Annotated in this window: 23 protein-coding genes and 1 tRNA gene; 16 read left to right on the top strand and 8 right to left on the bottom strand. The window is 67.4% G+C overall.

Features of this window, described 5'->3' with window-relative positions; genetic code table 11:
• Nucleotides 1–333: 333 nt before the first annotated feature.
• The 3 genes from ENSA7_RS42110 to ENSA7_RS08060 form a co-directional block, all read right to left on the bottom strand.
• Nucleotides 334–531, bottom strand: coding sequence for a hypothetical protein (locus ENSA7_RS42110; protein WP_146157455.1), 198 nt, complete (start codon nucleotides 529–531; stop codon nucleotides 334–336).
• A gap of 94 nt (nucleotides 532–625) precedes the next feature.
• Nucleotides 626–796 (bottom strand): hypothetical protein, encoded by a 171-nt coding sequence (locus tag ENSA7_RS43345; RefSeq protein ID WP_181233436.1) that lies wholly within the window; start codon nucleotides 794–796, stop codon nucleotides 626–628.
• Between the two features lie 34 nt (nucleotides 797–830).
• Nucleotides 831–904: transfer RNA gene (locus ENSA7_RS08060), tRNA-Arg, on the bottom strand.
• A gap of 93 nt (nucleotides 905–997) precedes the next feature.
• Between ENSA7_RS08060 and ENSA7_RS08055 the strand changes: the two genes are divergently transcribed.
• From ENSA7_RS08055 to ENSA7_RS08040, 3 genes are all read left to right on the top strand, one after another.
• Nucleotides 998–1540, top strand: a complete 543-nt coding sequence (locus tag ENSA7_RS08055; RefSeq protein ID WP_106088631.1) for a hypothetical protein — start codon at nucleotides 998–1000, stop codon at nucleotides 1538–1540.
• A gap of 74 nt (nucleotides 1541–1614) precedes the next feature.
• Nucleotides 1615–3015, top strand: coding sequence for a neutral/alkaline non-lysosomal ceramidase N-terminal domain-containing protein (locus ENSA7_RS43340; protein ID WP_181233434.1), 1401 nt, complete (start codon nucleotides 1615–1617; stop codon nucleotides 3013–3015).
• A 73-nt stretch (nucleotides 3016–3088) separates the two neighbouring features.
• Complete coding sequence (locus tag ENSA7_RS08040; RefSeq protein ID WP_106088629.1) at nucleotides 3089–4183, top strand: alpha/beta fold hydrolase; 1095 nt, start codon at nucleotides 3089–3091, stop codon at nucleotides 4181–4183.
• 6 nt (nucleotides 4184–4189) lie between these two features.
• Here the strand turns inward: ENSA7_RS08040 and ENSA7_RS08035 are convergent, their stop codons facing one another.
• Nucleotides 4190–5044 (bottom strand): aldo/keto reductase, encoded by an 855-nt coding sequence (locus ENSA7_RS08035; RefSeq protein ID WP_106088628.1) that lies wholly within the window; start codon nucleotides 5042–5044, stop codon nucleotides 4190–4192.
• 155 nt (nucleotides 5045–5199) lie between these two features.
• On the opposite strand from ENSA7_RS08035, the gene ENSA7_RS08030 reads away from it, so the two are divergent.
• The gene (locus tag ENSA7_RS08030) at nucleotides 5200–5553 is read left to right on the top strand and encodes a hypothetical protein (RefSeq protein ID WP_106088627.1); all 354 of its coding nucleotides are present in this window, start codon (nucleotides 5200–5202) and stop codon (nucleotides 5551–5553) included.
• Nucleotides 5554–5622: 69 nt separating this feature from the next.
• On the opposite strand, the gene ENSA7_RS08025 is transcribed toward ENSA7_RS08030, so the two are convergent.
• A complete protein-coding gene (locus tag ENSA7_RS08025) occupies nucleotides 5623–6066 on the bottom strand; it encodes a tetratricopeptide repeat protein (protein WP_181233432.1) in 444 nt (147 codons plus the stop codon).
• 76 nt (nucleotides 6067–6142) lie between these two features.
• Here ENSA7_RS08025 and ENSA7_RS08020 point away from each other — a divergent pair, with 76 nt between their 5' ends.
• From ENSA7_RS08020 to ENSA7_RS07990, 6 genes are all read left to right on the top strand, one after another.
• Nucleotides 6143–7177, top strand: coding sequence for an MBL fold metallo-hydrolase (locus tag ENSA7_RS08020; protein ID WP_181233430.1), 1035 nt, complete (start codon nucleotides 6143–6145; stop codon nucleotides 7175–7177).
• 47 nt (nucleotides 7178–7224) lie between these two features.
• Complete coding sequence (locus tag ENSA7_RS45305; protein ID WP_280523985.1) at nucleotides 7225–7656, top strand: FAD-dependent oxidoreductase; 432 nt, start codon at nucleotides 7225–7227, stop codon at nucleotides 7654–7656.
• A gap of 37 nt (nucleotides 7657–7693) precedes the next feature.
• Nucleotides 7694–9202: a DUF4215 domain-containing protein gene (locus ENSA7_RS08010; RefSeq protein ID WP_244923749.1), complete on the top strand. Its 1509-nt coding sequence runs from the start codon at nucleotides 7694–7696 to the stop codon at nucleotides 9200–9202.
• 409 nt (nucleotides 9203–9611) lie between these two features.
• Nucleotides 9612–11258, top strand: coding sequence for a DUF4215 domain-containing cysteine-rich repeat protein (locus tag ENSA7_RS08005; protein WP_106088633.1), 1647 nt, complete (start codon nucleotides 9612–9614; stop codon nucleotides 11256–11258).
• Nucleotides 11259–11278: 20 nt separating this feature from the next.
• Nucleotides 11279–12649, top strand: a complete 1371-nt coding sequence (locus ENSA7_RS07995; RefSeq protein WP_181233428.1) for a Vgb family protein — start codon at nucleotides 11279–11281, stop codon at nucleotides 12647–12649.
• A 23-nt stretch (nucleotides 12650–12672) separates the two neighbouring features.
• Complete coding sequence (locus tag ENSA7_RS07990; protein ID WP_146157453.1) at nucleotides 12673–13899, top strand: DUF3089 domain-containing protein; 1227 nt, start codon at nucleotides 12673–12675, stop codon at nucleotides 13897–13899.
• A gap of 15 nt (nucleotides 13900–13914) precedes the next feature.
• Here the strand turns inward: ENSA7_RS07990 and ENSA7_RS07985 are convergent, their stop codons facing one another.
• From ENSA7_RS07985 to ENSA7_RS07975, 3 genes are read right to left on the bottom strand one after another with little or no spacing between them, the layout of a single operon-like run.
• Complete coding sequence (locus tag ENSA7_RS07985) at nucleotides 13915–15246, bottom strand: MATE family efflux transporter (protein WP_106088620.1); 1332 nt, start codon at nucleotides 15244–15246, stop codon at nucleotides 13915–13917.
• Complete coding sequence (locus ENSA7_RS07980) at nucleotides 15243–16868, bottom strand: acyl-CoA carboxylase subunit beta (RefSeq protein WP_106088619.1); 1626 nt, start codon at nucleotides 16866–16868, stop codon at nucleotides 15243–15245. The genes ENSA7_RS07985 and ENSA7_RS07980 overlap by 4 nt, the downstream gene beginning before the upstream one ends.
• Nucleotides 16869–16924: 56 nt before the next feature.
• On the bottom strand, nucleotides 16925–17944 hold the full coding sequence (locus tag ENSA7_RS07975) for a hypothetical protein (RefSeq protein ID WP_106088618.1): 1020 nt from the start codon (nucleotides 17942–17944) through the stop codon (nucleotides 16925–16927).
• Nucleotides 17945–17994: 50 nt separating this feature from the next.
• Here ENSA7_RS07975 and ENSA7_RS07970 point away from each other — a divergent pair, with 50 nt between their 5' ends.
• The 6 genes from ENSA7_RS07970 to ENSA7_RS07945 form a co-directional block, all read left to right on the top strand.
• Complete coding sequence (locus ENSA7_RS07970; protein WP_146157452.1) at nucleotides 17995–18681, top strand: hypothetical protein; 687 nt, start codon at nucleotides 17995–17997, stop codon at nucleotides 18679–18681.
• Nucleotides 18682–18737: 56 nt separating this feature from the next.
• Nucleotides 18738–19979: a hypothetical protein gene (locus tag ENSA7_RS07965; protein ID WP_106088616.1), complete on the top strand. Its 1242-nt coding sequence runs from the start codon at nucleotides 18738–18740 to the stop codon at nucleotides 19977–19979.
• 17 nt (nucleotides 19980–19996) lie between these two features.
• Nucleotides 19997–20506: a hypothetical protein gene (locus ENSA7_RS07960; RefSeq protein ID WP_106088615.1), complete on the top strand. Its 510-nt coding sequence runs from the start codon at nucleotides 19997–19999 to the stop codon at nucleotides 20504–20506.
• On the top strand, nucleotides 20499–21065 hold the full coding sequence (locus tag ENSA7_RS07955) for a TlpA family protein disulfide reductase (RefSeq protein WP_106088614.1): 567 nt from the start codon (nucleotides 20499–20501) through the stop codon (nucleotides 21063–21065). The genes ENSA7_RS07960 and ENSA7_RS07955 overlap by 8 nt, the downstream gene beginning before the upstream one ends.
• 15 nt (nucleotides 21066–21080) lie before the next feature.
• Complete coding sequence (locus tag ENSA7_RS07950; RefSeq protein ID WP_106088613.1) at nucleotides 21081–21563, top strand: AAA family ATPase; 483 nt, start codon at nucleotides 21081–21083, stop codon at nucleotides 21561–21563.
• A 119-nt stretch (nucleotides 21564–21682) separates the two neighbouring features.
• A partial coding sequence (locus tag ENSA7_RS07945; RefSeq protein WP_181233426.1) for a DUF222 domain-containing protein occupies nucleotides 21683–22323 on the top strand: 641 nt, incomplete at its 3' end.

The following is a 22323-nucleotide window of genomic DNA, read 5'->3' as shown; positions in this document are numbered from 1 at the left end:
GAGGGTATCAAGTCGGGGGGCGGGGAGGTGGAGAGCGGCGTGGCGCCAAGCCCGGGCTTCAGGTACCCCGCGAATCCACGGCTGCTGGTCCGGCGCGCGTTCTTGTTCCTCCCCTGGCAACATGCACGGCGTTGAGTCATTCACCGACAGTGAATCAATGCCACGAAATTTAGCTATTCGATTGTGCTATTGCGCTTACCCCTCGGTATCTAGTTGTCTTCGACGGGTTGATCTCTTCGTCCAGGTTCTTCACGCGCATCGTACCCTGCGAAATCGACCAATCGACTGTGTAGAAATCGACTCGTTTGTCTAAAACAAAATTTGTCTACGCGGCTAATGCTTGGCTCGTTCGGCAAACCGAGCACGCATCCGAGCGACGACTTCGGCGTGCGAGCGCACTCGACCCGCGTCTGCATCGGCCATCCCCTGGGCGACTGCGTCAAGGAAGCGCTGGCGCTCGGCTTCGGGGCTGCGTTCGTCCGCAGAGACACGCTCACCCACGGGTTTGGCTTCGGCTTCGGCTTCGGACACGAGGACAGCTTACGCGGTCATGGGGCGCCAACAGGCTGCGTGCCATACGCCAGTGCGCGTAGCTTGCCGTGTTGGGAGCTCGAGGGCCTCGGCCTCACTTGGACCGCCCGGCGAATCGAGCCTCCATCCGGGTGACGAGCTGCGCGTGAGTCATGGTCCGGCCGGCCCTGGAGTCCGCCATGCCCGCCTCGATCGCCACGACCACACGGTAACACTCAGCCTCGCTGGCCGCGCCGTCCTTCGCCTCAGGGATGTGATCATCCATCGTAGGGGCTCCACCCACTCACCCAACAAACAAATGCGCGCGGCAGGAGTCGAACCTGCGGCCTTTGGCTTCGGAGGCCAACGCTCTATCCAGCTGAGCTACGCACGCGAGGCCGCGATCTTTATCCGACCCCACCCCCAACCGCAAGCCCGCTCACCCCACCCCCGGCAGGTGTCCCTGCGTGCTACGCTCGCCGCCACGATGAACCCCCGTGGCCGAGCCCCAGGCAGCGCGATCTTCGCAAATCTCCCCGCCCGCGTGACGCTCCCGCTCGCGGCCTTGTCCGTGGCCTGGGCCAGCGTGGCGATCGACCTGCCGGACCTGGACACGATCCGCCGCTGGATCATCCGCATCATCGAGCTGATCGTGCTGGGCGGGATCGGCCTGGCGGTCGTGATCAGCCTGGCGTTCATCGGCGCGTGGGTTCTGTCGCACCTGCGCCAGCCCAAGGCGGAGGACCAGCCGCGGATCACGTGGATGTCGCACGCCGCGCTGTGGTCGAGCTTCGTGCCGGTCGCGCTGACGGCGGTGGCTGCGGGGGGGATGTTCGTGCCCGTGCTCAAGCCGCTGATGCTCAAGGTGTTCGCGTACGCGGTCGCGACCGCGGGGGTGTCGTGGCTGGTGTGCATCGCGGCGCTGATCGTGGGCGGGGGCAAGCCTGAGCTGTCCCGGGTGCGACGGGGCCTGCTGCTGGCGGGCACGCCGTTCTACTGCCTCGCGGTGTGGCTCAGCCGGTTCTTGTGATCACGCACGCTTGTGCGCGGGCCCCCGCATGAGCGAGGCTTGGGGGCTACGTCTGCACACTTGGAGTGATTGAAATGCCTCGCATCGCGCCCCCTTCGTTTTCCATCCTGTTCGCGGCCGGCCTGCTGCTGAGCCCACTCGCGTGTCGCGGCGACACCCCAGCCGACGGCGAGACCAGCACCGAGACAGGCGACGGCGACGGCGACCCAGGCACGACGGAGCTCGGCGACGGCGACGGGGATCCAGGCGACGGTGATGGCGACGGCGACCCGCCGCCGGCCGCCTACGAGGTCGGGTTCGACGTCACGGATCTCACCCCGACCGACGCGGAGCTGGCCGAGGGCTTCTACCTGGGCGGCTACGGGCTCTACACGGAGCGCGGCGCAGCGGAGGGGATCCACGATCGGGTCTACGTGCGCACGATGGCGATCGGCTACGGGCCCGAGGACGGCGGCATCTTCGCTGTCGTCGACACGGTCGGGATGGGCAACCAGTGGACCCGCGCGATCCGGGCAGAGGCCGCCTCGATGACCGGCCTCAGCGAGACCCAGATCATCGTGGGCAGCACGCACAGCCACGCCGCGCCCGATCTCCAGGGGCTGTGGGGCGGGGTGCCGGAGGGCTATCGCGCCCGGATCATCACCGACATCGCAACCTCGATGGCGACGGCCTGGAGCGAGCGTGTGCCTGCAGATCTCGAGGTCGCGTCGACGACCGCGGACAACCGCAACCGGCGCGGTTGGGACTTCACCGATGACGGGCTGTTCGTGCTCCAAGCCCGCAACCTCGAAGGCGGCGCGCTGCTCGGGGCCATGGTCGCGTTCGCTGCCCATCCGGTCGTGCTCGGCAGCGACAACCTGCTGATGTCCCGCGACTTTTGCGGCTACGCGGTCGACAACCTCGAGGCCCAGCTCGAGGCGCCCGTGTTGTTCTTCAACGGCGTCCAGGGCGACGTCTCGCCGAAGGTGCCCGAAGGCATGTACGCGGACGACTTCGAGCGCGCGCAGGCCTACGGCGACCACGTCGCGGCGCGCACGATGCTGGCCCTCGAGGCCGTCGAGCCAGTCGGGGTCGACATGTTTCGCGGCTACGCGGACTTCGATCTCAGCGTGACCAATCAGACCTTCCTGTTCGCCGCCCAGGCCGGGATCCTCGACTACGACTTCACGAGCCGCGGCGACACCACGCTCGTCACCACCCAGACCGCGTACTTTCGGTTTGGCTCGGAGATCCAGCTCGTCGCGTTCCCGGGTGAGTCGCTGACCCGCAACGGCCTCCCGATCAAGGAAGCGATGACGGCTCCGCACCAGGTCGTGCTTGGGCTGTCGGGCGACGCGCTGGGCTACTTCGTGCCCTCGGACGAGTGGAACACCGGGCTCAACGACAACTATGAAGAGTCGATCTCGGTCGGGATGGACGCCGCCGACACCACGCGCGACGTGATGCTGGATCTGATCGGGCAGGACCCCGGCTGATCTGGGTTGACCTCGGGTGCCGCGCGCACCGGGGCGAACGCCGCCGCGGTGGGTGGTAGGCTTCGCGCCCACCATGGACTGGTCCTGGCCCTGGCTCGTTGCGTTCGGCGCCCTCAGCTTCGCGGTCGTGACGATCCTGGCGTGGGCGCACTACGGGTTTTGGGTGCGCAGGCTCGGCGTCGATCTCGACTATGCCGAGCGCTACGACCTGCGCGCAGACGATGGCCTGCCGTTCACGCTGTTGCGCCTGCCGCCGGCCGAGCTCGAGCCTTCGCCGGCCTATCCGCCGATCTTGATGGTCCACGGGATCGCCTCGAATCATCGCAACATCGACGCCGAAGAGGGGCGCTCGCTGGCCCGTCACCTGCGTGATCTGGGGCGCGACGTGTGGCTGCTGACCCTGCGATCTGGCCAGCCCAGCTTGACGGTGTGGCAGCGCGCGCGGGTGAACTTCTCATCGATGGTGGACCACGACTTGCCGCAAGCGATCGACTTCGTCAGTGAACAGACCGGCAGCCCAACCATCGACTATGTGGGGTTCTCGATGGGCGGGATCCTGCTCTACGCGGCCGTGGGCCGAACGGTGCCTGCCCAGCGCCTGCGCCGGGTCGCGACGATCGGCAGTCCGGCTCGCGTCGCCCCGCCGCTTCGGTTCTTGCGGGCGCTCGGGTTCTTGCCGCGCTTCGTGTTCCGCGTCGTGTGGCTGCGGGTCCTGGCCCGGATGAGCGCGTTCGCCATCGAGGGGCTGCACACGCCGCTGCATCGGCAGATCTACAACCCGCACAATGTCGATCGTGGCGCGACCTCTCGCGCGCTGGTCAACCTGATCGAAGACGTGCCCGCGCCGCTCTCGGCGGACTTCGCCAAGTGGGCGCTGGACGACGGGATCATTCGAGTCGCGGGCGAGGACGTGCTCGCGCGGCTGTCCGAGGTGCGGGTCCCTGCGATCTTCTTCGCGGGCGCGGCCGACCTCGTCGCGTCTCCAGAGGCGGTGCGCGCGGCCTATGACGCCTGGGGCGCGGAGCTAGAGGACGTCGACAAGCAGTTCGTCGTACTGGGCGTCGACAGCGGCTGCGAGCATGACTATGGCCACGGTGATCTGGCAATTGGTGAGCGGCTCAGCGAGGAGCTGTTCGCCCCGCTCGCGGCGTTCCTCTCGAGTAATTGACGCTGCCTACCCCAATTGAACCCCGCCAAGTCGGGTCATCTGGGCGTCGCTCAGCTGGATCTGCGCCGCCGCGAGGTTCTGCTCGAGGTGGGCGATCTTGGAGGTGCCGGGGATCGGCACGACGACCGGCGACAGGTGCAACAACCACGCGAGCGCGACCTGCCCGGGCGTGACGCCGAGCTCGCCCGCGACCGCGGCCGCGGCCGCCCCCGACTTGGTCAGCTCACCGCTGCCCAGCGGATACCAGGGCAAGAACGCGATCCCCTGGCGATGACACGCCGCGAGCACGTCCGCGTGCTTCTGGTCGCCGAGGTTGAAGCGGTTCTGGACCGAGACGATCGGGACGATCTCGCTGGCGACCTCGAGCTGCGCGACGCTGACGTTGCTGAGCCCGACCATGCGGACCTTGCCCTGCTCACGCAGCCGCGCGAGCGCCTTGACCGAGTCCTCGAAGCGCACCGACTCATCGGGCGCGTGCAGCTGGTAGAGATCGATACACTCGACCTTCAAGCGCTCGAGGCTGGCCTCGCAGGCGGCTTGCAAATACTCCGGGCGGGCGTCCCGTTGCCACGACTTGTCGGGTGGGCGCAACAGCCCACCCTTGGTCGCGATGATCAACCCCTTGGGGTAGGGGTGCAGCGCCTCGGCGAGCAGCTGTTCGCTGGTCCCGGGCCCGTAGGCGTCGGCGGTGTCGATGAAGTCCACGCCAAGCTCGACCACCCGGCGCAGCAGCGGGCGGGCGGACTCCGGATCCTCAGGCATGCCCCACACGTTGGGGCCACACACCCGCATGGCACCGAAGCCCATGCGGTTGATAGTTGGACCGTCGGGGCCGGGAAAGGTGAACTCGAGCGCGGGCATGCGCCCGTGTCTAACACGCGGCGGACACCGGGGGTAATTGGCAACAGACCCTCCGCGCCCGCGTCAGATTTGCGTCGCTGCGGCCCCTCATGGGACGGATTCGCGCTGGCCGGGCGCACAGACAGTGCGATGCTCGGAATCAGGAGACGTACACCATGCCTGACGCCAATAGGAATCTTCGTGCCTTCGGTCCCCTGGTCCTCGCGCTCGCAGCCGTCGCCGGGCTGACATTCGGTGCGTGCAAACCGGGTGAAAAAGACACCGATGAACCGGGGCCGTCATTCGACGTCCAGAACTCGTGCAAAGACTACTGCCGTCAGGCGAAGATGTGCGACGACAGCATCAACGAGCAAAACTGTCGAGATAACTGCAACACCGCGATGAAGAGCTGCCAGGCCGACGAGCAGAAGCAAGCGATCAACCGGCTCGATGAGTGCGGCAAAGAGAGCTGCGGCGACTTCGTCGGATGCACCGTCGATGTTGGTGCGCAGTGCGTGTTTGGGATCTGACCCCTTCACCCGGCCACAGCCTCGCGGTGGCGGTCCCAGGGTCGCCGCCGCGGCCGATCTATCATTCAACTACTTGGCGGCTGTCGCGTTCGCTCGCGGTGCCTGGACTTGCGCCAGCAAACGCTGCGCCTCTGGGTAACCAGGCCGCAGCGCGAGGGCCTTGCCGAGCGCCGCTTCGGCGGCGGCGAAGTCCCCCGCGCGCCACTCGATCTCCCCTCGCACGGTCCACAGCTGCGGCTCATCTGGCTGCCAGCGCAGCGCGTCCAGAATGTGGCCACGGGCTTCGTCGAGCCGCGGTGGATCGCGCTCGAGCGCCAGGCGAGCGCGGAGGTACGCCTCGTAGGCGGCGGGAGCGGGCGGCGTCGACCTGACGAGCAGCTGCTTGCCCTCGGCGTCGGTCACATAATGCAGGCCCCGGTTGGCGGTGTAGCCGTTGGTCCAGCACCCGCCCGCGCACGCGAGCACGAGCGCCACCGACGAGACACGCACAGACGATGAGAGGGATCGCGGCATGGGGGACAGTGTCGCCATGGTGCCACGTTCGGCGGGTTTGTGCCTGCCGCCAGCGGCGCGTGGTATGAGCTTCGCCATGGCCTACGAAAAGGGGCTCCACGAGCTCGCCAGCGGCTGCTACGCCTACCTGCAACCCGACGGTTCGTGGGGCTGGAACAACGCGGGCCTGATCTGCGACGGCGAGGCCAGCCTGCTGGTCGATACCCTGTTCGACACCCGCCTGACCGCGCAGATGCTCACCACCATGCGCGACGCGGTGCCGGCCGCCAAGTCGATCGGGACGGTCGTCAACACCCACGCAAACGGGGATCACTGCTGGGGCAACCAGCTGGTCCGCGACGCGCAGATCATCGCCTCGCGGCGGGGCGCCGCGGAGATGTCCGAGCTGCCGCCCTCGCTCATGGTCAAGCTCGACAAGGTCGCGCGGCTGTCGATGCGCCTGGGCGGGCTCGGCAAGGGCTTGGGCTGGGTCGCGGGCAAGCTCGGCGTCGAGCTGCTCGAGGCGGTGGTCGAGGCCGCGCCCTTCGTGGTCGAGATCTTTGGCGACTTCCAGTTCGAGGGCATCGAGCTGGTGCTGCCAACCCGAACCTTCGACGACCAGCTGAGCCTGACGGTCGGCGACAAGCGCGTGGAGCTGATCGAGGTCGGCCCCGCCCACACCAAGGGGGACGTGATCGTGCACGTGCCCGACGATCGGGTGGTCTATTGTGGCGACATCCTGTTCATTGGCGGCCACCCGATCGTGTGGGAGGGGCCGGTCGCCAACTGGATTGCCGCGTGCGAGCGGATCGAGGCGATGGACGTCGACGCGATCGTGCCGGGCCACGGGCCGCTCACCGACAAGGCCGGAGTTCGGCGCGTGCGCGAGTACCTGAGCTACGTGCACGACCAGGCCCGCCAGCGCTACGACGCGGGCATGGGCGTGTTCGAGGCGGCCAGGGACATCGCGCTGACCGACTACGCCGAGTGGGGGGAGGCCGAGCGGATCGTCGTCAATGTCGACACGCTCTATCGCGAGTTCTCGGGCGCGGCGCCACGCAAGAGCGCGGTGCCCTGCTTCGCCGCAATGGCGAGGTACGCAGGAAAGAGCCGCTCGCAGATCAACGCCTGATTCACGCTGCAAATGTCGCGCTTGGTCCGGCGGTTGGGGCCGAGGTCGTGCTGCTACTCGGCGACGCGGCCCACGTACTCAGCCCGTTCGGCGGTCAAGGTATGAACCTGGGCTGGCTCGACGCGTTCGCGCTGGCCAAGCTCGTGGCGGCTCGCTGGTCCGCGGCCGGGCTCGATGACTGGGCCCGGCGTCGCCGGACCGTCGCAAAGGTCGCGCTGCGCCAGGCTGCGTGGAACACACGGGTCGGGCGGCGAACGTCGATCCCACGGGTCCGCAACGCGCTCGTCCGCATGGCCCTTCTGCCGCCGCTTGCCGCGCGTTGGCGTCGGCTGCTCTGCGATGCTGTCACTCGGTGGGCTTTAGCGCCACGTCGTGACCGCATGAGCTTTTCGTCGTGCGCGTCCATGGTCAGACTGCTCCGTCATGCGCCGCTATCATCAACTGATTGGTCTTACCGTGCTCCTTGGCTTGCCACTTAGCGCTGCGTGCGTACCCGGTGGTTCGGACGACGGAGGCTTGTCTACCTACACGACCGGTGACGGCGATGGCGATCCGGCAGAGACCGGGAGCGACGACGGCGAGTGTGGCGACGGCGTCGTGCAGCCCGGCGAAGACTGTGACCTCGGCTCCCAGAATTCCGAGTCGGGTCAATGCACGCCCGCATGCACGATCGCCGCGTGTGGCGACGGCTATGTCTACGAGGGCTTCGAGGAGTGCGACGATCAAAACGCCAGCAACACCGACGACTGCGTCCAGGGCTGCAAGCTGGCGACCTGCGGCGACGGCTTCACGCACGAGGGCGTGGAGACGTGCGACGACGGCAACGACGATCCTGCCGACGGCTGCAACAGCATGTGCCTGACCGGCGAGTGTGGCGACGGCGTGCTCCAGGCGGGCGAGCAGTGCGACGACGGCAACATGGACACCTCGGACGGGTGCCCCGCGTGCCAGGTGGCGTTCTGCGGTGACGGCTACGTCCAAGCTGGCGTCGAGGCGTGTGACGACGGTAACGATCAGACCAACGACGGCTGCATCTCGCCCATGTGTGTACCGGCGACCTGCGGCGACGGCTACCTGTGGGAGGGCATGGAAGAGTGCGACGACGGCAACCTGTCCGACGCCGACGCATGCCCAAATAGCTGCGTGCCCGGGTTTTGTGGTGACGGCTTCAAGTGGGTCGGCATGGAGGAGTGCGACGACGGCAACAAGATCGAAGATGACAGCTGCGACACGTCGTGCATCGCCGCCAAAGACCACGTGTTCTTGACCAGCGCGGACGGGGATCCCGGGTTTCATCGCTACAGCATCCGCGACAACATGTGGGCGACGGTGGCTAGCCCGCCCACCACCACGAACTCGCATATCACCAACGACGGTGTGTCGGTGTTCCTGATGGGGAAGAACAACACGATCTACGAGTACGACCCGGTCGACGACTCGTGGTCGGACTTTGGGGTGGGGCCGGGCAATCAGACCGCCGGGGCAATGGGCCTGTTTCGGTGGTTCCCGGACGGGTTCTACTACCTCAAGGACGGCACGAGCACCGTGTACGTGCGCCGAAACGGGCAGTGGAGCAGCTTCGACTTGGACGGCACCGGCTCGAGCGCGGGCACCTACGACGCCGACACTCGAGAGCTCTACATTCGCACCTACAGCCAACTCGGCTTCCAGGTGATCGACACCACGAATGACACGGTGGTCCGAACAATCGTCGACGACACCGACGTGGAGGAGAAGAACCGTAATGGCTCGTTCGTAGGCGGCTACTTCTACTCGCGGACCTGGTACGGGCCGTTCCAGCGCTTCGACGGGGTCACCGGGGCCAAGACCGCGATGAACGGTCATCCGATCTCCAGCAACACGGGCACCGACACCGACTTTACGACCGGCAAGATCTACGTGTCTGGGTACAGCTTTGACGGGACCGTGCTCCAAGTCTACGATCCGGTCAACGACATGATGACCACGCTGGCTGCGTCGCCCAACGCGATCTGGCAATCCACGATCACCGTCATGCGGCACTGACCGGACCGAAGCGAGCTTGAGCGGCCCTGCTCAGGCTTGGGCCGCGAGCTGACCGCCAGCGGAGCGTCGTGGGCACGCACACGCCCAGGCTCAGCGCCCGCGCGGCCATGAAGCACAGCAGCGCCCGCTCTCGATCGCGTAGCCGGGCTCGACGACGCGGGCTCGACGACTGGGCCCGGCGTCGCCGGAGCGTCGCAAAATCGCGCTGCGTCAGGCCGCGTGGAACACACTATTCGCGCGGCGAACGTCGATTCCACGGGGTCACAACGCGCTTGTCCGCGTGGCTCTGCTGCCGCCGTTTGCCGCACGCTGGAGTCGGCGGTCTGCGAAACTGTCACTCGGCGGGCTCGACGCCAGGTCGTGAGGTACGGGCTGTTCGTCGCGCGCGTATGCGGCGAGAATGCTCGTCATGCGCCGCGATCATCAGCTGCTTGGTCTGACCGCTCTGCTTTGCCTGCCACTTAGCGCTGCGTGCGCGCCTGGTGGCTCGAGCGACGGCGGTCTGTCGACCTTCACCACGACTGGCGATGGCGACGGCGACTCAGCAGAGACCGGCAGCGGCGACGGCGACGGTGATCCCGGCGATGGCGACGGCGATGGCGATCCCGCCGAGTGTGGCGATGGCGTGGTCCAGCCCGGCGAAGACTGCGACCTCGGCCCACAAAATTCCGAGTCGGGTCAGTGCACGCCCGCATGCACGATCGCAGCGTGTGGTGATGGCTACGTCTACGAGGGCTTCGAGGAGTGCGACGATCAAAACGCCAGCAACACCGACGACTGCGTTCAGGGCTGCAAGCTCGCGACCTGCGGCGACGGCTTCACGCACGAGGGCGTGGAGATGTGCGACGACGGCAACGACGATCCCGCCGACGGCTGCAACAGCATGTGTCTGCCCGGCGAGTGTGGCGACGGCGTGCTCCAGGCGGGCGAGCAGTGCGACGACGGCAACATGGACACCTCCGACGAGTGCCCGGCGTGCCAGCTGGCGTTCTGCGGCGACGGCTATGTCCAGGCCGGCGTCGAGGTGTGTGACGACGGCAACGACCAGACCAACGACGGCTGCATCTCGCCCATGTGCGTACCCGCGACCTGCGGCGACGGCTACCTGTGGGAGGGCATGGAGGAGTGCGACGACGGCAACCTGTCCGACGCCGACGCATGCCCCGGCAGCTGCGCGCCCGGGTTTTGTGGTGACGGCTTCAAGTGGGTCGGCATGGAGGAGTGCGACGACGGCAACAACATCGACGATGACGGCTGCGACACGATGTGCATCGCCGCCAGCGACTACGTGTTCTTGACCAGCTCGAACGGCACCGCCGGGTTCTATCGTTACAGCATCCTCGACGACATGTGGGCGACGGTGGCCAGCCCGCCCAACACCACGACCTCACAGATCACCAACGACGGTGTGTCGGTGTTCCTGATGGGGTCGAACAACACGATCTACGAGTACGACCCGGTCAACGACTCGTGGTCGAACTTTGCGATGGGGCCGGGCAATCAGACCTCCGGCCCGATCGGCCTGTTTCAGTGGTTCCCGGACGGGTTCTACTACCTCAAGGACGGTCAGAGCACCGTGTACGTGCGCCGAAATGGCCAGTGGAGCAGCTTCGCCCTGGGCGGTAACGGCTCGTGCGCAGGCACCTACGACGCCGACAATCAAGAGCTCTACATTCGCACCTACAGCCAGCTCGGCTTCAAGGTCATCGACACCACGAATGACACGGTGGTCCGCACGATCGTCGACGCCACCAACGTGGGCGAGAACAGCCGCACGGGCTCGTTCGTGGACGGCTACTTCTACTCGCGGATCTGGGACGGGCCGTTCCAGCGCTTCGACGGGGTCACCGGGGCCAAGACCGGGATGATCGGTGACCCGACCTCCAGCCACACGGGGACCGACACCGACTTCGCCACTGGTAAGATCTACGTGTCCGGGTACGGCGGTGACGGGACCGTGTTCCAAGTCTACGATCCGGTCAATGACATGATGACCACGCTGGCCGCGTCGGCCAACGTGAGCAACCACTCCACGATCACCGTCATGCGGTTCTGACCATCGAGAGGCTACCTGACATGCACCGTAAAGAGATCTGCCTGACCCTGCTCACCTCTGTCTCGTTCGCTTGCGGCCGGCCGGCATCCACCGACGGCGAGAGCGCGAGCGTGGGGGAGACTGGGATTACCAGCTTCACGGGCGACGGCGACACCGCCGAGGGCAACAGCAACAGCAACAGCAACAGCAACAGCGGCGACGGTGACGGCGATCCCGGTGACGGTGACGGCGACGGCGATCCAACCGACTCCAACGACGACGGCGTCAAGTTCGACATCGAGCCGATCGCTGACAGCAGCGCCCAGGGCTGCGGCGGCGGCATGGGTGGCAACGATCCCGAGTTCTCCTACATCTACATCTCGAACACCGCCCAGGGCACGCTGACCAAGCTCAACACCCAGACGATGATCGAGGAGGGCCGCTACATCACGCGCCCCGACGGCAACGGCTCGCCGTCACGGACCTCGGTCAGCCTCTCGGGTGACGTGGCCGTGGCCAACCGCAGCGGCGGCTTGACCAAGGTCTACGCGCGGCTGGAGGACTGCGCCGAGCAAAACGGCATGCCCGGCATTCAGACCTCGGCCAACAAGGACGACATCCTCGCGTGGGGCGTGGAGGAGTGCGTGGCCTGGTACACCGCGTTTCCCCAGTACAGCTCCCAGCGCCCGGTCGCGTGGACGGCCGGCGACTTTGACCAGGGGAGCTGCACGTATACCAATCAAAAAGTGTGGAGCTCGGGCCTGACCGGCGGCACCGTCGAGGTCGTGCGCGTCGACGGTGACACGGGCGCGCTCGAGGCCACGATCCCGATCCCTGGCATCTCGGTCGGCGGGTTTGGGGCCTACGGCGGCGTCGTCGACGGCGAGGACGGATTTTGGATCATGACCTACGTGTCTGGGTTTCCGCTCGTGCATGTCAGCGAAGACCTCAGCTACGAGATCCACATGGCCCCGCAGCAGATGCATCCGTATGGGATCACGATCGATCACAGCGGGCGGATCTGGATCGCGACCGACATCGGCGGGGTCGGCCGCTTCGATCCACAGACCGAGCAGTGGGACCAGATCCCCGGCGTCACCGGCCTCGGCATTCAAGAGCACCCCGATGGCTACATGTGGATGGGCACCTGGCCGGCCCTGGGTATTCAGGCGATCGATGTCGAGACCATGGCGCTCGGGCCCAACATCCCGCTGCCCGAGGCAGGCGGCCAGACCAAGGGCGTGAGCATCGATTTTTATGGGTATGTGTGGCTGGTCGACATGGCCCAGAGCGCGTTTCGAATCGACCCGGACACCCTGCAGTACGACATCTACAACCAGCTGAATCAGCCGTACACGTACTCGGACATGACCGGGTGGGGGCTGTCCAACGTGAGCAACCCGCAGGGTTGAGCGGCGGTGGCATCATGACGCTCATGCATACACGGGGACTCGTGGCGCTCGTGCTCTCGGGCCTGATCGCGTGCGCCAGCGATGACGCGGGCGGCAGCGCCGAGACGACCACCGAGACGACGGGCGACGGCGACGGAGATGGAGATGGCGACGGCGACGGCGACGGCGACGGCGATGGCGACGCCCAGCCGCTCGAGGGCTACGACGACCCCGCCCTGTGGCTGTGTCACCCCGACAAGGCCGAGGCGGAAGATCAGTGCCGCGGCGCCGATCTGAGCGCCACACAGATCCACCCCGACGGCACCACCACGCTCGTCGAGCACACCATCGCCCAGGATCCCGGCTTCGATTGCTTCTACGTCTACCCCACCGTGGATCTGCGTCTGCAGCCCGGCCAGACCGAGAACTTCGACGACATCGACCAGGAGCTCGACCCGCTGCTCAACCAGGCCGCGCGCTTCACCAGCATGTGCCGGATGTTCGCGCCGCTCTACCACCAGGTCACGATCGGGACGTTTGGCAGCCCCGAGGCCGCGACCCTGCTCGACGCGGCCTACCAGGACGTCCACGCGGCGTACCTGTCATGGCGCGACAACCACCTCGGCGATCGCAAGTTCGTGATCATGGGCCACTCGCAGGGCACGTACCTGACCACGCGGCTGCTGCAAGAAGAGATCGAGCCCGACGCCGAGCTGCGCTCGCGTCTGATCGCCGGCTTGATGATCGGCGGCGCCGTCGGTGTGCCCGACGGTGAGCTCGTCGGCGGGACCTTCGAGCAGCTTCCGCTGTGCACGACGATCGAGCAGACCGGCTGCGTGATCGCCTACCGCAGCTACGCGACGGAGCTGCCTCCAGGGCCGGGCAACCAGGGGCCGCCGGGCGCCAGCAGCCCGATCGCCTGCACCAACCCGCAGGTGCTGGCCAGCGGGTCGAAGTTCTCGGGCGCCTACCTGCCGACGTTCACCCATCAACCAGCGGTGTTCGTGCCGATCGACTACGGCGTCGAGTACGAGACCCCGTTCGTGCTCTACCGCGACCTCTACACTGGCGCGTGCCTGACGGACTCCGACGGGCATCAGTACCTGGCGATCGGCGTCGAGCCGGGGCCGAGTGACCTTCGCCAGAATCCAATTGACTTCAACCAGCCGCTGCTCAACCCCTCGCTGCTGGGCTTGCACGTGTTCGACTTCAACTTCGCGCTTGGGGATCTGCTCGACATCGTTCAGGCCAAGGCCCACGCCGCGGGCTGACGGTCAGCGCGACGGTCAGCGCAGGGTGGCGGGCACACACACGCCCAGGCTCAGCGCGCGCGCGGCCATGAAGCACAGCAGCGCCCACCACAGCGCCTGCGGCCCGCCGTCGCCGTAGCGGGCCCACAGCGCGAGCGGCAAGAACCCGATCCCAAACGAGAACAGCATCGCCCGCGCCAGCGTGACTCCGGCGGTCAGGCCGATGAAGTAGCCGTCGAGCACGTAGGCGATCGAGCCGAGCAGCAACACCAGCACCAGCCACCCACGCGCGGCAATCACCGCGGCGAGTAGCTCGGCCTGATCCGTGAGCAGCGAGAACAGCTGCGGAAACGCGATGAACGCCAGCGCGAACCCACCCGCGGTGGCCAGGCCCCAGGACATCGCCACGCCCAACAGCTTGCGCAGCCCCTGCTTGTCGTCGCGGGCCACGAGCACGCCCGCCAGGCTCTCGGTCGCGTGGGCGAAGCCGTCGATGAAGTAGCTGGCCAGCCCGAGCACCCGCAGCAGCACCGCGTTGGCCGCCAGCAGCGTCGAGGAGAAGCTCGCCGAGAAATTGGTGAACAGCGCGAACGTGGTGATCAGCGCGAGCGTGCGCAGCCAGATGTGGCGGCCCAGATGCAGCAGCGGCGCGAGGTGGGTCCAGCTCAGCACCGGGGCGGTCGGCTCGGCGCTGTGGGTCCGCGTCCACGCGCGGCGGACGATCGGGACCGCGGCGAGCAGCGCGACGTACTGGCTGCCCATGGTCGCCCACCCGGCCCCGGCCGCGCCCCAGCCGAGCCTGACGATCAGCACATAGTCCAGCGCGACGTTGACCCCGTTGGCGACGATCGCTATCACCAAGATCGGCCGGGTCCGCTGCATGCCCAGCAGCCAGCCCATCACGCAGAAGTTCAGGAGCACCGCGGGCGCGGCCCAGATCCGTGCGTCGAAGTAGGCGCGCGCGGCGACTTCTACCGCTGGCTCGCCCTCGAGCAGCGCGAACGAGACCCAGCCGATCACCGGCTGCAGCGCCAACAACAGCGACGCAAACACCATCGCGAGCACGCCCGCCCGCAGCAGCAGCGCCCGCGACTCGCCGAGCTGCCCGCGCCCGAACGCCTGCGCGGTGAGACCGGTCGTGCCCATGCGCAGGAACCCAAACGACCAGTACAGCAGATCGAAGATCACCCCGCCCAGCGCGACCCCGGCGAGCGGCTCGAGCTCGTCGAGGTGACCGAGGATCGCGGTGTCGACCAGACTCGCGACCGGCACCATCAGCGAAGCCGCGATGCTCGGCAGCGCGAGCGCGAGAAACCGACGGCTGCTCGCGCTCGGGTTCGCCGCTTCGCTGCCAGCCGGGCGCGTCACAGCGGGATGTTGCCGTGCTTCTTCGGCGGGTTCTCCTGCCGCTTGTTGCGGAGCAGATCAAAGCTGTCCGCCAGCACCTTGCGGGTATCGACGGGCATGATCACGCGATCCAGGAACCCAAACTCCGCGGCCTTGTACGGGCTGGCGAACAGCCGTCGGTAGTCCGCGATCAACCTGGCGCGCTCGGCTTCGGGATCTGCGGCCTCGGCCAGCTCGCGGCGGAAGATGATGTTGACCGCGCCCTCCGCCCCCATCACGGCGATCTCGGCCGTCGGGTAGGCCAGGTTGATGTCGCCGCGGATGTGCTTGGAGGCCATCACGTCGTAGGCGCCGCCGTAGGCCTTGCGGGTGACCAGGGTGACCTTGGGGACCGTGGCCTCGGTGAACGCATACAGCAGCTTGGCGCCGTGGCGGATGATCCCGCCGTACTCCTGATCCGTGCCGGGCAAGAACCCGGGCACGTCGACCAGGGTCAGCAGCGGCGTATTGAACGCGTCACAGGTCCGAACGAAGCGGGCGGCCTTGACCGAGGCGTTGATGTCGAGGCAGCCGGCCAGCACCAGGGGCTGATTGGCGACCACGCCGATCGGGTGACCGTCGATGCGCACGTAGCCGACCACGATGTTCTTGGCGTGGTGCTGCGCGACCTCGAGAAACACGCCGTCGTCGGCGACCGCCTTGATGATCTCGCGGATGTCGTAGGGCTTGTTGGCGTTCTCGGGCACCAGCGCGGTCAGCTGCTCGCACGCGCGGTCGGCCGGATCGCTGGTCTCGCGCACGGGCGGCGGCTCCATGTTGTTGCTGGGCATGAACCCGAGCAGCGCCCGCGTCATGGCCAGCGCGGCGGCCTCGTCGGCGCACGCGAAGTGGCCGACGCCCGACTTCTCGTTGTGGGTCATGGCCCCGCCGAGCGCCTCTTTGGTGACCTCTTCGTGGGTCACCGTCTTGATCACGTCGGGCCCCGTGATGAACATGTAGCTCGACTTCTCGACCATCAGCACGAAGTCGGTCAGCGCGGGCGAGTACACGGCACCGCCCGCGCACGGGCCCAGGATCACCGAGATCTGCGGGACCACGCCGGAGCTGAGCACGTTGCGCTTGAAGATCTCCGCGTAGCCACCGAGCGCGGCCACGCCCTCTTGGATGCGCGCGCCGCCGCTGTCGTTGAGCCCGATCACCGGGGCCCCGACCTCCATCGCCTTGTCCATGATCTTGCAGATCTTCTCTGCGTGGGCCCAGCCAAGGCTGCCGCCGAACACGTCGGGGCGCTGGGCAAACACGAACACCCGGCGGCCGTCGATCGTGCCGTAGCCGGTCACGACCCCGTCGCCGTAGGTCTGCTTGCGCTGCATGTCGAAGTCGGCGCACTGCGAGGTCACGAAGCGATCGAGCTCGACGAAGCTGCCGGGATCGAGGAGCAGCTCGATCCGCGCGTGGGCGCTCTGGCGACCGACCTGCTCGAGCTTGGTTAGCGCGGCGGTGTTCTTTTGCTGGAGCTTGGCGACGATTTCGCTGCCAGCGCGGGCCTGGAGCGGGCCACCGCCGAGCTCGGCGACGCGCTCGCGCAGCTCGAGAGCGGCGACGGGGTCGTGGGGCGGCTGCGTGTCGGGGTCCTTGGCCATCGGCGGGACTTTACGCAGGGGTTGCACTGGAGGCTAGTGCGCCGTGTGCCGTGCACTCAGTCAGCCCGCAAGATCACCCCAGTAAACGGCGGCGGCATCAGCAAGCTCCCGCCAACCGCGAACCGAGGCCCACCCGCGAACCCGAACACCGAATGCAGCACCAAGTTCGTGCCCGAGTCCTCGGCCTCGGCCGCGTAGCCACCCGCGCTGATCCGAATGATCGTCCCTTGCACACCCACCGCCGTCGCGCCCGCCTCGGGATCCACCCACACACCGTTGAGCCCCGGAATCGCCAGGGTCTCGCCCGCCCAGCTCCCCCCGTCCACCCGGTTGATGCGCCCGCTCGCGCGCCCACCCACGGCGATCACGCCCTCCGCGTCCGAACCCCACACGCTGATGATGTCGACCGCCGCGGGATCAGGGTGGGCCGTCCACGCGTCGCCGTCGTAGTGCAGCGCCGCCCCGAGATCGCCAACGATCCACACATCATCCGCGGCCCGACCCCAGACCTTGAACAAGCCGTGGCTGTTCACGCCGAGCTCCGGCAGCTCGACGCTCGCCCACGCCGCGCTCGCCCCATCACGGCGCAAGAGCACAGGCTCGTCGCCGACCGCGTCGCCACCCACGGCCCACAGCTCATCCGCGCTCGCGCCCCAGACCCCCCACAACACCCGATCCGTCGGGCTGGTCTCCGCCGCCCACACGCCACCCTCGCGCCGCACGATCGCGCCATCCATGCCCACCGACCACACGAGATCGCCGACCCCGTAGACCCAGTTGAGCATCGACACGTCGGCCGGCAGCGACTCCACGACCCACTCGCCGTCGACGCTGTGCAAGACCCGACCACCACCGGACTCGGGCTGACCGCCGACCACGTACACATCCTCCGGAGTCTCGCCCCACACGCTCATCAGCGCGCCGACCTCCTTGTCGACCTGAAGTACGGGCTGCCAGGCGCCGTGTGGCTCACCAGACTCGGATCCAGACCCGGATCCGTCCGAGCTGTCGTCTGCGGCCACCGGCTGGGTACAAGCGCCAACCAGCAGCATTGCGCACATGAAGATCGGTCGCATTCGCCGATGGTATAGCTTGCACCGAGCCCGGAGCGTGAGAACTTGTCATGATGAACATACGCGCCTTGTCCCCGCTGATGCCGCTGCTGCTGGCCTGCACCACCACCGTTGTCGGAGATGATGGTTCGACCACGGGTGACGGCGACGGCGACGGTGACCAAGGCACGAGCGCGGAGGGCGACGGCGACGGTGATCCGCTCGCGGACTGGTGCGGGCTGAGCGAGGGCCCCAGCGAGCCATGGTTCGAGGTCTACCAGGACCAGGAGCTGCTCGGCGACGGCAGCAAGCTGGCGGTCGAGTGCGGGTTCCAGGGCTTCTTCATGTTCGAGACCGACCCGCAGCTGGGCGGGTTCATCCCTGACAGCGAAGACGTCGAGTTTCACGTCGAGCTCGACGTCGAGGGCTACAACGTCGGGGCCAGCGGCCACTTCGCCGTGGGCGACTTCAACATCTACGTGGCCTGCTGCGAGGAGACCTACGAGTACTCCTACGAGTGCTACTACCTCCAGACCCGGTTCCAGCTGTTCCCGCCCGACGAGATCGAGGATCTGTCGGTGATCCACGATCTGCCAGGGACGCTGACCGTGACCATGGAGGGTCCCGACGGGCCAGTCGAGCAGGTCCTCGACGTGAAGATGTGGGCGGTCGAGGAGGGCGAAAACAGCTGGGAATTCTGCGAGCCGTACTACCCGAGCGTCGACCCGCTGCCCGTCGATGGGCCGCCGATCCCCGGCTGAGGCGGTTGAGATCAACGGCTGGGAGCGAACGCGTCCCCGTGGCACACTGCGCGGACATGGCCTTCGCTCATGTCTCACTCGGGGCCGCCGAGCTCGGCCCGGTCGCCGCGAAATTCGTCGGCGAGTCGGCGCCCGAAAAGATGCGCATGATGGTCGTGGGCGGGCTCGCCCCGCTGCCGCCGCGCGACATGCTGGTGGCGCTGTATCAGGTGTGGGTCGCCAACGACGATCACTCGGAGGCGGCCGGCAAGACCGTCGAGGGCCTGCCCGCTGCGGTGCTCGACGGCGGCTTCGCAGACAAGCGGCTGCCGGCCGGCGTGCTCGATCTGCTCGGTCGCAAGTTCGCGCGCGACGAGGCGGTGCTGCGCCAGGTCATTCGCCACCCCAAGGTCGACGACGAGTCGCTGATCGGGATCGCCCGCGTGTGCCCGGAGCCGATCTGCGACGCGCTCGCCGAGAACGAGACGCGCTGGCTCGGCTGCCCCAAGATCGTGGCCAGCCTCTACCAAAATCGCCACTGCCGGATGAGCGTGATCCACCGGATGCTCGAGCTCGCGGATCGCCAAGACGTGGATCTGGGGCTCCCGGCGATGGACGAGATCCGGCTCGCGCTGGCCGTCAGCGGCCCGGTCGACGAGAGCCGCGACCAGATGTTCAAGGACATCCACACGACGGAGAAGGTGATCGAGGCCGAGGCCGAGCTGCTCGACATGTTCGGCGCGGCCGATGTCGAGGACCAACTCGAGCTGCCGGAGTTCGATGATCCCGACGCGGAGATCTACGTTGGCCCGCTGCCTGGCGACGACCCCAGTGAGGACGGCGACGAAGACCCCGAGCTGGCCGCGCTCGCCCAGCCCGCGGTCCGCGAGGAGGACAAGCAGCCCGCCAGCAAAGAGAGCCGCATGCATCAGATCTCGCTGATGCGCCCGCTCGAGAAGATCCGCACGGCCCTGCTGGGCGACAAGTACGACCGCTCGCTGCTGGTCCGCGACTCGAACAAGACCGTGGCGATGGCGACGATCCGCTCGCCCAAGGTCCGCGACGACGAGGCCGTGGCCTACGCGGCCAACCGCTCGCTGCCGCAGGAGGTCATCACCTACATCTCGAACCGCCGCGAGTGGGTCAAGCTCTACACGGTCAAGTTGCACCTGGTCATGAACCCCAAGACGCCGTTGGCGCGCTCGATGAGCCTGCTCGGGTTCCTCAACCGCAGCGACGTCCAGAAGGTCGCGCGCTCGAAGGCGATCCCCTCGGCGCTGGCCACGGCCGCGAAACGTAAGGTGCAAGCCCGACGTTGAGTGAGCCAGTGTCAGCCGTGCGCGCGACCATCGTCCGCTGGGGGGGTATCCTCATCCGGCCACGAGCGACCCTTGCGGCGCTCGGTCCCGGGGAGGGTCGCTTCGACTGGTGGCTGCTCGCCGCGCTGTTCGTGCTGGGTAGCCAGATCCAGCACCTGAGCGAGACGGTCGCCCGCTACCAGGTGTTTCGTAGCTTCTGGCTGCTGGTCAATGGTTTGGCGATCGCGCTGTTGACCCCGCTGTTGGTCGGGCTGATCGTCGAGAGCATCGTAGGCGCGGCGCGCAGCCGCTATCGCCACCTCCCGCTCGTCGCGTTGGTGCTGGTCGCGACCCTCGCCAACCTGTTGCGCCAGCAGGGCGTGGTGATCCCGGGTCCGCGCTACCTGCCCGAGATCCTGGGTACTGTTTGGGCGGCCGGGCTTGGGGTGTGGATCCGCAAGCGCGTGCCGCCGCCGGTCGACGTCGCCGACGACGCGGCCGAGCTGGCCCAGACCGCCGACGACGCGCGCGGGGTGACCCATGACTGACCCACGCCCGTCTTCAACCCTGCAGCTGGTGGTCGGTGTGGTGGTGGTGGCGCTGGCGCTGGTCACGGGCGCGCGCGACCTCGGGATCAGCCTGGACAACTGGGACAGCTACACGCCGGTCACGCGCGGCGACCCGGTTCCCCAGTTTGCGACCCAGCTCGACGATGGCACGCCGTTCGGGCCCGCGCAGCTCGAGGGGCAGGTCTCGCTGCTGACCTTCTGGGCGACCTGGTGTCACGCGTGCGGGCTCGAGATGCCGACCGTGGCCGCGATCGAGCGTGGCTACGCGGCGGAGCCGGGGTTTGCGGTCTATGGGGTCAACCGGGACAGCGGTGAGATCAAGGCGCGCCGCAAGATTGTCGCGGCCTACCTCGCGGATCGAGAGCTGGGCTTTCCGCAGATCTACGACGACGGTCAGCTCGCGCGGGCGTTTGGGGTCGAGCAGATCCCGTACATGGTGCTGGTCGACAAGCATGGAAACGCTCGGCACATGCACCTTGGGCAGGTGAGCGAGCGGACCCTGCGAGCCGAGATTGACGCGCTGCTGGCTGAGGAGTGATCGTATCCTCAGACGATGCCTGGGCACCGTGTCTTGATCGTCGGCAACTCGGGAGCCGGCAAGAGCACCCTGGCTCGCCGGCTAGCGAGGGACCGGGACGCGCATCACCTCGATCTGGACCCGTTCGCCTGGCAGCCGACCGAGCCGCCCGAGCGAACACCCCTCGACGAGGCTGAGCGGGAGATCCGACGGAGCCTTGCGGAGCACTCGCGCTGGGTGGTCGAAGGTTGTTACGCCGACCTCGTCGGGATCCTTGCAGCCGAGGCGGACGAGCTGATCTTCCTCGACGTGCCCGTTGTCGTCTGCCAGGCGCACGCCCGGGCCCGACCCTGGGAGCCGCACAAGTACGCGACGAAGGACGAGCAGGACCGCAACCTGGGAATGTTGCTCGACTGGATCGCCGGGTATCCCACCCGCGAGGGTCCGCTCGGACGCCCGGCCCACGAGGCGCTGTTCGAGGGCTTTGAGGGGACGCGGCGAAGGGTGACGGCGGCGTGACCAATCATGATCCAAAGTCGACAATGAAACCGCACTCGGGGAACGTGCAATTAGCTTGATCTGAACAACTGAACAAGTATAATGTGGCGATGTCTGGTGTCGCTGTATTCCGTCGCTCGATGACCTCAGATCAGCTGGAGGCCCTGGGCGAGGAGATCGCCACATTCGCCGCGCGCATCGACATTGCCGAGCATGCGCTGCTCACTCGGCTTCGTCTGTTTGATGCCCACGAAGCTTGGGGGCCAATGGGGTTTCTCTCGTGCGCGCACTGGCTCAGCTGGCGTATCGCCGTTAGCCTCAAAACCGCGCGCGAGAAGGTCCGGGTCGCGCGGGCGCTGGAGGTCTTGACCAATGTCGACGCCTCGTTTGGTCGCGGTGAGCTCAGCTATTCGAAGGTTCGGGCGATCACCCGCGTTGCCACGACCGAGACCGAGCAGCACTTCCTCGACGTCGCCGCCCACGCCACCGCGGCTCAGCTCGAGCGGTTGACCCGGTCGTACCAGCGCAGCGTCGAGCTGTGCCGCGACCCCGGCGATCTCCCGGGCGAGATGCCGCGAAGTCAGCGTCGCTTCGTTCGCCAGTCGCCGACGCTTGGGGGCATGGTTCGCATCGAGATGCAGCTGACGCCCGAGGAGGCCGCGCTGGTTTGGCAGGCCATGCTGTCGGCGAAGGACGGGCAGGCTTCCGCGGGGGCATCGGGGCAGGCTTCAGCGGGGGCCTCTGCGAAGGCGTCGGCGCAGGCTTCGGCGGGGGCTTCGGC

The organism is Enhygromyxa salina, assembly GCF_002994635.1.
GTDB classification, from domain to species: domain Bacteria; phylum Myxococcota_A; class Polyangia; order Nannocystales; family Nannocystaceae; genus Plesiocystis; species Plesiocystis salina_B.
The sequence above is the reverse complement of the archived record's forward strand: the minus strand, read 5'-3'. Positions and strand labels throughout refer to the sequence as shown.

Excerpts from the sequence above, each read along its gene's own strand:
- ENSA7_RS43345 (WP_181233436.1), bottom strand. The coding sequence starts at position 796 with ATGGATGATCACATCCCTGAGGCGAAGGACGGCGCGGCCAGCGAGGCT.
- ENSA7_RS08055 (WP_106088631.1), top strand. The coding sequence starts at position 998 with ATGAACCCCCGTGGCCGAGCCCCAGGCAGCGCGATCTTCGCAAATCTC.
- ENSA7_RS43340 (WP_181233434.1), top strand. The coding sequence starts at position 1,615 with ATGCCTCGCATCGCGCCCCCTTCGTTTTCCATCCTGTTCGCGGCCGGC.
- ENSA7_RS08040 (WP_106088629.1), top strand. The coding sequence starts at position 3,089 with ATGGACTGGTCCTGGCCCTGGCTCGTTGCGTTCGGCGCCCTCAGCTTC.
- ENSA7_RS08035 (WP_106088628.1), bottom strand. The coding sequence starts at position 5,044 with ATGCCCGCGCTCGAGTTCACCTTTCCCGGCCCCGACGGTCCAACTATC.
- ENSA7_RS08030 (WP_106088627.1), top strand. The coding sequence starts at position 5,200 with ATGCCTGACGCCAATAGGAATCTTCGTGCCTTCGGTCCCCTGGTCCTC.
- ENSA7_RS08025 (WP_181233432.1), bottom strand. The coding sequence starts at position 6,066 with ATGCCGCGATCCCTCTCATCGTCTGTGCGTGTCTCGTCGGTGGCGCTC.
- ENSA7_RS08020 (WP_181233430.1), top strand. The coding sequence starts at position 6,143 with ATGGCCTACGAAAAGGGGCTCCACGAGCTCGCCAGCGGCTGCTACGCC.
- ENSA7_RS08005 (WP_106088633.1), top strand. The coding sequence starts at position 9,612 with ATGCGCCGCGATCATCAGCTGCTTGGTCTGACCGCTCTGCTTTGCCTG.
- ENSA7_RS07995 (WP_181233428.1), top strand. The coding sequence starts at position 11,279 with ATGCACCGTAAAGAGATCTGCCTGACCCTGCTCACCTCTGTCTCGTTC.
- ENSA7_RS07990 (WP_146157453.1), top strand. The coding sequence starts at position 12,673 with ATGCATACACGGGGACTCGTGGCGCTCGTGCTCTCGGGCCTGATCGCG.
- ENSA7_RS07980 (WP_106088619.1), bottom strand. The coding sequence starts at position 16,868 with ATGGCCAAGGACCCCGACACGCAGCCGCCCCACGACCCCGTCGCCGCT.
- ENSA7_RS07975 (WP_106088618.1), bottom strand. The coding sequence starts at position 17,944 with ATGCGACCGATCTTCATGTGCGCAATGCTGCTGGTTGGCGCTTGTACC.
- ENSA7_RS07970 (WP_146157452.1), top strand. The coding sequence starts at position 17,995 with ATGAACATACGCGCCTTGTCCCCGCTGATGCCGCTGCTGCTGGCCTGC.
- ENSA7_RS07965 (WP_106088616.1), top strand. The coding sequence starts at position 18,738 with ATGGCCTTCGCTCATGTCTCACTCGGGGCCGCCGAGCTCGGCCCGGTC.
- ENSA7_RS07955 (WP_106088614.1), top strand. The coding sequence starts at position 20,499 with ATGACTGACCCACGCCCGTCTTCAACCCTGCAGCTGGTGGTCGGTGTG.
- ENSA7_RS07950 (WP_106088613.1), top strand. The coding sequence starts at position 21,081 with ATGCCTGGGCACCGTGTCTTGATCGTCGGCAACTCGGGAGCCGGCAAG.